This is a genomic window from Streptococcus pseudopneumoniae, assembly GCF_001074975.1.
Classification (GTDB): Bacteria; Bacillota; Bacilli; order Lactobacillales; family Streptococcaceae; genus Streptococcus; species Streptococcus pseudopneumoniae_D.
This window is the reverse complement of the sequence record NZ_JUUO01000029.1, coordinates 33,708-44,426: the sequence shown is the minus strand read 5'-3', so window position 1 is coordinate 44,426 and position 10,719 is coordinate 33,708. Positions and strand designations below refer to the sequence as shown.

Annotated in this window: 9 protein-coding genes; 8 read left to right on the top strand and 1 reads right to left on the bottom strand. The window is 38.6% G+C overall.

Translation table 11 applies throughout. The features are described from left to right. The first annotated feature begins 154 nt into the window (after nucleotides 1-154). From murD to pyrE, 5 genes are all read left to right on the top strand, one after another. Nucleotides 155-1,507, top strand: a complete 1,353-nt coding sequence (gene murD / locus ADI86_RS01610; protein ID WP_049531497.1) for a UDP-N-acetylmuramoyl-L-alanine--D-glutamate ligase — start codon at nucleotides 155-157, stop codon at nucleotides 1,505-1,507. A 1-nt stretch (nucleotide 1,508) separates the two neighbouring features. After that, nucleotides 1,509-2,567, top strand: coding sequence for a UDP-N-acetylglucosamine--N-acetylmuramyl-(pentapeptide) pyrophosphoryl-undecaprenol N-acetylglucosamine transferase (locus tag ADI86_RS01605; RefSeq protein WP_049531496.1), 1,059 nt, complete (start codon nucleotides 1,509-1,511; stop codon nucleotides 2,565-2,567). Nucleotides 2,568-2,576: 9 nt separating this feature from the next. Continuing rightward, nucleotides 2,577-3,776, top strand: a complete 1,200-nt coding sequence (locus ADI86_RS01600) for a cell division protein FtsQ/DivIB (RefSeq protein ID WP_049531495.1) — start codon at nucleotides 2,577-2,579, stop codon at nucleotides 3,774-3,776. 242 nt (nucleotides 3,777-4,018) lie between these two features. Then, entirely contained in the window at nucleotides 4,019-4,720 is a 702-nt protein-coding gene (pyrF, locus tag ADI86_RS01595; protein WP_049531494.1) for an orotidine-5'-phosphate decarboxylase, read from the top strand. A 33-nt stretch (nucleotides 4,721-4,753) separates the two neighbouring features. After that, a complete protein-coding gene (gene pyrE, locus ADI86_RS01590) occupies nucleotides 4,754-5,386 on the top strand; it encodes an orotate phosphoribosyltransferase (protein ID WP_049531493.1) in 633 nt (210 codons plus the stop codon). A gap of 207 nt (nucleotides 5,387-5,593) precedes the next feature. Here pyrE and ADI86_RS01585 read toward each other — a convergent pair whose 3' ends face one another. Continuing rightward, on the bottom strand, nucleotides 5,594-5,836 hold the full coding sequence (locus tag ADI86_RS01585) for a helix-turn-helix domain-containing protein (protein ID WP_228111173.1): 243 nt from the start codon (nucleotides 5,834-5,836) through the stop codon (nucleotides 5,594-5,596). 96 nt (nucleotides 5,837-5,932) lie between these two features. Between ADI86_RS01585 and ADI86_RS01580 the strand changes: the two genes are divergently transcribed. Genes ADI86_RS01580 through ADI86_RS01570 form a run of 3 tightly spaced genes read left to right on the top strand, consistent with a single transcriptional unit; the run spans nucleotide 5,933 to nucleotide 10,691 of the window. Beyond that, nucleotides 5,933-6,844, top strand: a complete 912-nt coding sequence (locus ADI86_RS01580; RefSeq protein WP_049531492.1) for a hypothetical protein — start codon at nucleotides 5,933-5,935, stop codon at nucleotides 6,842-6,844. Between the two features lie 18 nt (nucleotides 6,845-6,862). Beyond that, nucleotides 6,863-7,294 (top strand): hypothetical protein, encoded by a 432-nt coding sequence (locus tag ADI86_RS01575; RefSeq protein WP_000467199.1) that lies wholly within the window; start codon nucleotides 6,863-6,865, stop codon nucleotides 7,292-7,294. A 46-nt stretch (nucleotides 7,295-7,340) separates the two neighbouring features. After that, on the top strand, nucleotides 7,341-10,691 hold the full coding sequence (locus ADI86_RS01570; RefSeq protein WP_049531491.1) for a G5 domain-containing protein: 3,351 nt from the start codon (nucleotides 7,341-7,343) through the stop codon (nucleotides 10,689-10,691). Nucleotides 10,692-10,719 lie beyond the last annotated feature (28 nt).

Genomic DNA, 10,719 nt, shown 5'->3' with positions numbered 1-10,719 from the left:
TCAGTTACATATATCTACGGCAAGGCGAAGCTGACGTGGTTTGAAGAGATTTTCGAAGAGTATCAGTTAGAAGAAAGAGTCACAAACACACTTTGTGGCTTTTTTATTTCCATAAAAATGGTAAAATAGTAGGAGTAGAAATGGAGTTCGAGACATGAAAGTAATAGATCAATTTAAAAATAAGAAAGTCCTTGTTTTAGGCTTGGCCAAGTCTGGTGAATCTGCAGCTCGTTTGTTGGACAAGCTAGGTGCCATTGTGACGGTAAATGACGGGAAACCTTTTGAGGACAATCCAGCTGCCCAAAGTTTGCTGGAAGAAGGAATCAAGGTTATCACAGGTGGCCATCCTTTAGAACTCTTGGATGAAGAGTTTGCCCTCATGGTGAAAAATCCTGGTATCCCATACAGCAATCCCATGATTGAAAAGGCATTGACCAAGGGAATTCCAGTCTTGACTGAGGTAGAATTGGCTTACTTGATTTCAGAAGCACCGATTGTTGGTATTACTGGTTCAAATGGTAAAACAACCACAACGACCATGATTGGGGAAGTTTTGACTGCTGCTGGACAACATGGTCTCTTATCAGGGAATATTGGCTATCCAGCTAGTCAAGTGGCCCAAACTGCGTCAGACAAGGACACGCTTGTCATGGAACTGTCTTCTTTCCAACTCATGGGCGTTCAAGAATTCCATCCAGAGATTGCGGTTATTACCAACCTCATGCCAACTCATATCGACTATCATGGTTCATTTGAGGAATATGTAGCAGCCAAGTGGAATATCCAGAACAAGATGATAGCAGCTGATTTCCTTGTCTTGAACTTTAATCAAGATTTGGCAAAAGAATTGGCTAGCAAAACACAAGCTACTGTTGTACCATTTTCAACACAGGAAAAGGTTGATGGAGCTTATTTGGAAGATGGTCAACTTTACTTCCGTGGTGAAGTAGTCATGGCAGCTAATGAAATCGGAGTTCCAGGTAGCCACAATGTGGAAAATGCCCTTGCGACTATTGCAGTAGCCAAGCTCCGTGGTGTGGATAACCAAACCATCAAGGAAACTCTTTCAGCTTTCGGTGGTGTTAAACATCGTCTCCAGTTTGTGGATGAAATTAAGGGTGTCAAATTCTATAACGATAGCAAGTCAACCAATATCTTGGCTACTCAAAAAGCCTTGTCAGGATTTGACAACAGTAAGGTCATCTTGATTGCAGGTGGTTTGGACCGTGGTAATGAGTTTGACGAATTGGTTCCAGATATTACTGGACTCAAGAAAATGGTCATCCTCGGTCAGTCTGCAGAACGTGTCAAACGGGCAGCAGATAAGGCTGGTGTGTCTTATGTGGATGCGACTGATATTGCAGATGCGACCCGCAAGGCCTATGAACTTGCGACTCAAGGAGACGTGGTTCTTCTCAGTCCTGCCAATGCTAGCTGGGATATGTATGCTAACTTTGAAGTACGTGGCGACCTCTTTATCGACACAGTAGCGGAGTTAAAGGAATAATATGAAAAAAATTGTCTTTACAGGTGGGGGGACGGTGGGACACGTCACCCTCAATCTTTTGTTAATGCCCAAGTTCATCGAAGATGGTTGGGAAGTCCACTATATCGGAGACAAGCGTGGGATCGAACACCAAGAAATCCTCAAGTCGGGTCTAGATGTCACCTTCCATTCCATTGCGACTGGAAAATTGCGTCGTTATTTCTCTTGGCAAAATATGCTGGATGTCTTTAAAGTTGGCTGGGGAATTGTCCAATCTCTCTTTATCATGTTGCGACTTCGTCCACAGGCTCTTTTTTCAAAGGGAGGCTTTGTCTCAGTACCGCCTGTTATCGCTGCGCGTGTGTCAGGAGTGCCAGTCTTTATTCATGAATCTGACCTGTCCATGGGCTTGGCCAATAAAATCGCCTACAAATTTGCGACGAAGATGTATTCAACCTTTGAGCAAGCTTCAAGTTTGTCTAAGGTTGAGCATGTGGGAGCAGTGACCAAGGTTTCGGACCAAAATACTCCAGAACCAGATGAATTGGTGGATATCCAAACTCACTTTAATCCCAAATTGCCAACGGTATTGTTTGTCGGTGGTTCTGCAGGTGCTCGTGTCTTTAACCAATTGGTGACAGACCATAAGAAAGAGCTGACAGAGCACTACAATATTATCAACTTAACTGGAGATTCTAGCCTGAACGAGTTGAGCCAAAATCTCTTTCGTGTTGACTATGTGACCAATCTCTATCAACCCTTGATGGAATTGGCTGACATTGTTGTGACACGTGGTGGTGCCAATACGATTTTTGAGCTCTTGGCCATGGCAAAATTACATGTTATTGTGCCACTTGGTCGTGAAGCTAGTCGTGGAGACCAGATTGAAAATGCAGCTTACTTTGTAAAAAAAGGCTATGCAGAAGAGCTTCAAGAAAGCGATTTGACCTTGGATAGTTTGGAAAAGAAGCTTTCTCACTTACTAAGTCACAAGGAAGACTATCAAGCTAAGATGAAGGCTTCTAAGGAATTGAAATCTCTAGCAGATTTTTATCAATTGTTGAAAAAAGATTTATCATAAGGAAAGTAAATGTCAAAAGATAAGAAAAATGAGGGCAAAGAAATCCTCGAAGAATTGAAAGAGTTATCAGAATGGCAGAAACGAAACCAAGAATACCTAAAAAAGAAGGCTGAAGAAGAGGCAGCCCTAGCTGAGGAGAAGGAAAAGGAAAGACAAGCTCGAATGGGAGAAGAATCTGAGAAGTCAGAGGACCAGGAGAGTGAAACAAACCCAGAAGATGAAGAATCAGCTAAGGAAAAGTCTGAAGAAAAAGTAGCATCCTCAGAGGGTGACAAAGATGAAGAAGAGATAAAAGAATCAGGGTTTAAAGAGGACGAGGAACAGGATAAAAAGGATACAAAAGAAAAAACAGCCAAAGCAAAGATTCCTGGCCTCCATATCTTACGAGCCTTAACGATTTTATTTCCAAGTCTGCTTTTATTGATTGTCTCTGCCTACTTACTCAGTCCTTATGCGACCATGAAGGATATCCGTGTTGAGGGAACGGTGCAAACTACGGCTGATGATATCCAACAGGCTTCAGGCATTCAGGATTCGGATTATACGATTAACCTTTTGCTAGACAAGGCAAAATATGAAGAACAGATCAAGTCTAATTATTGGGTGGAATCAGCTCAGCTTGTTTATCAATTTCCAACCAAGTTTACTATCAAGGTCAAGGAATATGATATTGTGGCCTACTATGTTTCTGGTGAAAATCATTATCCTATTCTTTCCAGTGGTCAGCTTGAGACCAGTGCTGTGAGCTTGGTGAGTCTGCCAGAAACTTATTTATCTGTTCTCTTTAATGACAGCGAACAAATCAAAACCTTTACGTCAGAACTTTCTCAAATTAGCCCAGAACTCAAGGCGGCTATCCAAAAGGTAGAACTAGCCCCAAGCAAGGTGACTTCAGATTTAATTCGATTGACCATGAATGATTCGGACGAAGTCTTGGTTCCTCTATCTGAAATGAGTAAGAAACTGCCATATTACAGTAAGATTAAGCCACAATTGTCAGAACCGAGTGTGGTCGATATGGAAGCTGGAATTTACAGTTACACTGTGGCGGATAAATTAATTATGGAAGCAGAAGAAAAAGCCAAAAAAGAGGCTGAAGAAGCTGAGAAAAAGCAGGAAGAAGAACGTAAACGTTTAGAAGAAGAACAGAAAAAACAAGAGGATCAGAGCAATCGAAACCAAACGACCCAGCGCTCATCGCGTCGTTAGGTTTACCTTTTCTCTTATAGTTCTTTAGTTATTAGTTTTTTAGCTGTTTTTACTTGACAAGTGCTAGTATAAATAATAGAATAATAGAAAACCTTTAAAGCAGTCCAGAGAGGCAGCTAAGGTTAGACGGTGAAAGGGTGGAGACTACCCATTTTTCGTGGAACCTTGCTGTTGGCAGGTTCCTTTTTTCGTGGCTTCTTGTGGCCAGACTCTCTCACTAGCAAAGGTAAAAGGAGAAACCTATGCGAGAACATCGTCCAGTCATTGCTCTTGATTTTCCTAGTTTTGAGGCGGTCAAGGAATTTTTAGCTCTTTTCCCAGCAGAAGAAAGCCTTTATCTAAAGGTAGGGATGGAGCTTTATTACGCAACGGGGCCTGAGATTGTGTCTTACTTGAAAGGCCTGGGGCACAGTGTCTTTTTGGATCTCAAGTTGCATGACATTCCCAATACAGTCAAATCAGCTATGAAGATCCTGTCTCAGCTTGGTGTGGATATGACCAATGTTCATGCCGCTGGCGGTGTAGAGATGATGAAGGCGGCGCGTGAAGGCCTTGGAAACCAAGCCAAATTGATCGCTGTCACTCAGCTGACCTCAACGTCAGAATCTCAGATGCAGGAGTTTCAAAATATCCAAACTAGTCTGCAAGAGTCTGTGATTCATTATGCCAAGAAGACAGCTGAAGCTGGATTAGATGGTGTTGTCTGCTCGGCTCAGGAAGTGCAACTCATCAAGCAGGCTACCAATCCAGATTTTATCTGTCTGACACCGGGAATTCGTCCTCAGGGAGCTGCTGTTGGAGACCAAAAACGCGTGATGACGCCAGCAGATGCCTATCAAATCGGTAGTGACTATATCGTAGTGGGACGTCCCATTACTCAAGCTGAGGATCCTGTTGCAGCTTATCATGCCATCAAGGATGAATGGACACAGAACTGGAATTAAAGAACTAGATTAGAAAAATAAAAGGAGAATACCATGACACTTGCTAAAGATATCGCTAGCCACCTCTTGAAAATCCAAGCCGTTTACCTCAAACCAGAGGAGCCTTTCACTTGGGCATCTGGTATCAAGTCACCGATTTACACTGATAATCGTGTGACACTAGCCTATCCAGAAACTCGTACCTTAATTGAAAATGGCTTTGTGGAAGCTATCAAAGAAGCCTTTCCAGAGGTAGAAGTCATTGCAGGAACTGCGACAGCAGGGATTCCTCACGGAGCTATTATTGCTGATAAGATGAATCTGCCATTTGCCTATATCCGTAGCAAACCAAAAGACCACGGAGCTGGTAACCAAATCGAAGGCCGCGTGGCTCAGGGTCAAAAAATGGTAGTTGTTGAAGACCTTATTTCAACAGGTGGTTCTGTTCTTGAAGCTGTAGCAGCAGCCAAGCGAGAAGGAGCAGATGTGCTTGGAGTTGTAGCGATTTTCAGCTACCAATTGCCAAAAGCAGATAAGAATTTCTCAGATGCAGGTGTTAAACTTGTGACGCTTTCTAACTACAGTGAACTCATCCACCTAGCCCAAGAAGAAGGCTATATCACCCCAGAAGGGCTCGACCTTCTAAAACGATTTAAAGAAGACCAAGAAAATTGGCAAGAAGTGTAGAAAAATCAAAGAGTTTTGAGAAAGAGACTTTCATAATATAAAAACGCATCATATCAGTACAGAAAAGCTTGATATGATGCGTTTTATTGTGGAAATGTTTTCTGAAGTTTCTAGTCAAATTGAATTTTTGTTCTGATTATTTGATTTATACTGTAAACAATGTCATAGAAGGTAGATTAAGTAAATGTTCCAATACAAGAATGAATATTAAAATTTGATAAATGTGTTACTAATATTAGAATCGGGAGTTTCTTCGATAAATTCAACGATATCATTTGGAAGACAATCTAAAATGCGACATAGCTTTTCTAGAGTTAGTAAAGTTATGTTTTTGTTTTTCTTTAAGCTGTCAAGAGTTTTGTTATCAACTCCGGATTTTAATAACTTATATTGAGAAACTTCTTTTTTCTTCATTGTAGCCCAGAGTGGGTTAAAACTGATTATCGTCATCAACTCCTTTTATTTAATTATAAGAAAAAAGTATCTGACTTCATATTGTGTATATATCCACAATATGATAAAATAACTAGGAAAGGAGACTTATGGATGAATAAGAATGATATTATTTCTCAAGAGGAGAATGAGTTAGATTATTTTTTAGGAATTATTCCGGATGAATCTAAGTCAGATTTGTTTGATGAATGGACTATTTGGGAAGCCTATGTAAAAGGTCGGTTACCAAATAAACATTGGTCTGAAGTTTTTGATAATGGGGCATACCATTCGCTTGATGTCATTACTGCAGAAGGCAAAAAATATGAATATTATCCTATTGTTAATCCGCAATCATACCAGACTGTTTTACAAGAATATCTTTTGACAATAGAAGAGCCTAAACGTAGTAGAAACTTAATAGTTGAAGCTGCTATTTGGTCCAAAAGAGTAGAAGACCTAACTAAGTATTTTTATATAGTAGATGGAAAACATGTTTCTCTTATCAATCCTAAATTGAGTGTTTTGGGATGGATTTTCAGAATTTTAGGTTCATTGTTTTTAGTTGCCTATATAGATAGACTTGGTGAATTTTCTAGTTCTGGTTTAGGAATCTTAAGTAAACCTTTTGAATACTCCCTTTGGGTGATAGCATGGATTCTTCTATGGTCTCCAATTTATTTTGCTTATCAACGAGTGAAGCATGAAAAACCAATAGCAGATCAAGTAAAAGAACATAAGGATGAAGTTGCTCAAGCTAGAAACTATTGTATAGAGAAATTGAATAGTATCCCATTTGTTTATGCAAGGCAACAAACAGGATTAGATATTCATTTTGATGCTTTTGCTTATATGGTTAATGTAATCGATCAAGGTAGAGCCTATGATCTAGGACAAGCGCAAAATATGTATGAAGACTTGATAAGAACAGAGCAATTAAATCATCAGTTTCAAGAATTACAAAGAAAAGTTGATTACAATAACAAAATGACAACAATTAATACATTTACAAATTTAATGAAATAATAGATTAGGAGAAATAAGATGTTTGGAAAACCGAAATATGAAAGTGATATTGATCAAACAGTTAGAGATATGTGGTGGGGCTTTGCTATTTTTATAACTGTAATGTACTTTTTAGTCAAAGCAACTTATTATGTTGCATTACCATTTTATACTTTATTTACTCATTTGTTTGAAGAAAAAATCCAACAGAAAGAATATTTAAATTGGATGAGATTTTTACCTTTGACTTGGTTTATGAGTGGAGAGACCAAAGAAATGAGACGAGCTGCTGTGAGCTGTACTATACTGCCGATTTCGCTACCTTTATTTTTAATTTTTAATTATCTATATAGTATTAAAGTAATTGGCGATAGCTTTTCCATTTTTATTTTGATTTTATTTACATGTAGCCTAGGAGGCATTATAGGTACTGTTAGAAATTATCGTTTTTCTAAAAAATATATTAGATAGTGTCACTATGTAAAAATATAATCATTGAAAAGTCAGGAAAATAAAGATGGATAGACAAAATACTAATGAAAAAAAGACTTTGAAAAAAGGTAGAAGAGGTTGGGTAATCTCAGCTGCAATTGTCGCGCTTTTAGGAATTTCAGCTGGAACAGTTATGTTGCAAAATCAATCGAGTCAAAATCAAGGGCAATGTGAAAGTGTTACCGTTTCAGACTCTTCTTCAAAAGAAAAAGAATACACAACAACTGATACTATTAAAGAAACAGAGAAGAGTTTTCTACCTAAAGTAGATGCCAAAGAGGAATTGGCTAAAGCATTTGTAGCTACTAAAAAAATTGGTGCTGAAGATTCGATTAAATCTTTCGATAAATCATATGAAAAATTATCAGAAATAACGAAGGTAGAGGAAAAGCTTAAGTCACAGGTAAGAACTGAGGGTGAAGACGCAGTTGAGCAAGTTTCTAGATTAGAAGTAGCTAATAAAGATAATAAAATATTGGAAAAATCTGATAACCTAACTAAAAAGGTTGAAGTTAAAGATGATAAAGGCATCCCAGCAGTTCAGCCTAAACTGCCAGAATTGGTAATTATCGAAAAAGGCACTCCAGAAGTTCAGCCTGCATTGCCTGAAGCTAAACCAGAAAAAGATAAGGTCTCAGATAAAAAGGAAGAGAAAAAAGAAGTTGAAACTAAAGTTACAACTCCAACTGTTCCAGAAAACAAAGACCAAACAACTGGTACTCCAACTAAAGAAGAAAAAACTTTAGAAGAGAAAAAAGATAAGGTTGAAGGTAATAACCAAGCAACTTTACCAGGAAACAAAGAACAAGTTGAAACTGGTAAAACTAATACTGTAGTTGGTGAAACAACGACTGAAGAAGTTATTAAACCAGCTATTCCAGGAAAACCTGAAGTTCCAGCTCAGCCTGAAGTTAAAAAAGTCGTAACTACTCGAACTGAAGTACAAACTTCTGTTATTGAACCTGGGGTACAACATGTCCCAGATGCAAACCTTAGCCTTGGGGAGACTCAAGTTGTTCAAGAAGGTGTTACAGGAAAAACAGAAACAACTTACACAATTACCATTGAAAATGGTGTGGAAGTTAGTCGTACAGTAACAGGAACTCAAACAACTCCTGCAGTTGATAAAGTTATCCATGTTGGGACTAAAACTTCTAAAGAAGTGGTTCGTACTACAAAAGAAGAATTGGTTCGCACTCCTATTCTTCCAGGTACAGAATACGTTCCAGATGAAAAATTGGATGCTGGAGTAGAAAAAGAAGTGGAAGCCGGTAAAGCTGGTGAAAAACTTGAAGTATACACTGTAACACTTGAAGACGGTGTAGAAACTGGTCGTACTCTTGTTTCATCTACTCAAAAAGAGGCAAAAAATCGAGTTGTTCATGTCGGAAAAAAAGTTGCTAAGAAAAACATTGAAACTGTAACTCGTGAAAACCACAAGGTTGAACATAAAGTTACTAGCAACACAAATCCAGACCTTCCGAAAGGTGAGAAAAAAGTAATTCAAGCTGGTAAGGATGGTTCTTATGAACTTGTTACTACAGTTGTAACCACTCCAGATGGTACGGAAGTTTCTCGTGATGAAAAACGAGAAAATGAAGTTCCTGCAGTTGATGAAATTGTAGAAATCGGAACTGGTGAAAACATTGAAACAAGTCGCACTTCTCGAACAGTTGAAGTAAATTACGAAACTGAAGAAGTTAAAGACGAGACCCTTAATGAAGGTAAACGTGTAGTTGAAACAAAAGGTCAAAAAGGATTTTATACAGAAACTACAATTGTTTATGATGATGGTCGTTCTTCCGTAGTTAAAAGTGATGAAGTTAAACCGGTTAAAGAGGTTGTTCGAGTTGGAACTCATAAAGTTTTAACTGAAAACAAAACTCGAGTTGAGCGCAAAGAAGGGGAAGCTTTCAAGACTGTTGAAATTAAAAGCGATAAACTTTTCAATGATCAACGAGTAGTTAAAACTAAAGGTAAAAACGGTGAAATCATCGAAAACTACAAAGACTACTATGAAGATGGTAAACTTGTTAAGAGTGAGCTAATAAATACTGAAACTGTTCCAGCAGTGAATGAAGTAGTCGAAGTTGGAACTAAAGATCGTTACACTTATGCTAACGAAGATAAAGTTCTTACCGCTGAAGGTGAAAAACGAGTTGCTGATCCTGAACTTTTTGAAGGTGATGAACGAGTTGAAGATGCGGTAAATGGTAAAGAAACTTACAAAGTTAAGTATCTAAATGATGAGTATCAAAACCGTACCGAAGTAAGTCGTGAACTTATCAACACAGTTCCAGCTAAACAAAAAGTTGTTCATTATGGAACTAAGAAATTGATGTCTGAAGTTACTGAAGAAGAAACTGAAACAATTTCACACGGTTCTCGTACTGAAAATGATTCTAACCTTTTCGAAGGTGAAACTCGTACTGAAAACGGACGTGATGGATTCAAACGTTATCGTAAAGTTATTTCAGTAAACAATAAAACTGGTGAACGAACTGTTAAAAGTCGTGAGCTAGTTGAAATTCAAGATGCAGTTGACACAATCACCTTTAATGGTACTAAGAAAAAACGTGTCGCTGACCCAACAGATGTTGTAGTTCCAACAAGTGATGAAAACTATGACATTGATGGCACTTGGAAAGACGTTAAGAGCCTAGGTAAAAATGGTTTGGATCCAAACAATGAAGATCACCGTAGTGCTAAGTATCTACACGACAATCTTTCTCAATCTGATAAAGACCGTGTGGCGGTTGATACAACAGATGATGAAGATGAACTTCCTCGAGACAGTGGACTTATCTCAGTTTGGAAAGCATCTCGCCTCTCTCAAGCAGAACTTGATAAGCTTGAACAAATCGTAGATAATCGTAAACTTAATGAACACTTCATGGAACTTCTTAACGAAGAACGTACTCGTAAAGGATTGACTCCTGCAACAATCGCAGCAGATGATAGCGAACTAACTCGAGTTGCCAATATTCGTGCAAATGAAATGGCAGATCATGGTTCATTGCGTTACCAAGGTAAGAAGGAAGGTAAGCACAAACGTCCGGACGGCTCTCGTTGGTCAACTGCTTATGATCCAGAGTTCTATAAACAAACAAATGCAATGACTGAAAATACAGCAGAAACAACATCTGTTTGGGATATTGTAAGTCTTACAAATGAAAAAGCGTTAGCTCACTACTTCTATACTGTATGGAAACACTCACCAGGTCACTATGCAGCTATGATGATGGGTGATGGTTATAGCCCAGCAAACAAGAATGTACAATTCCGTGTTGCTCTTGGGTTCGCAAATCATTCATTGACTTCTGATAATCCAACAAACGTTGTTGCAATAATGGAAATTGCATCTATGATGGACTAGATAAAAAACGAACAAGATAGAGATTCTG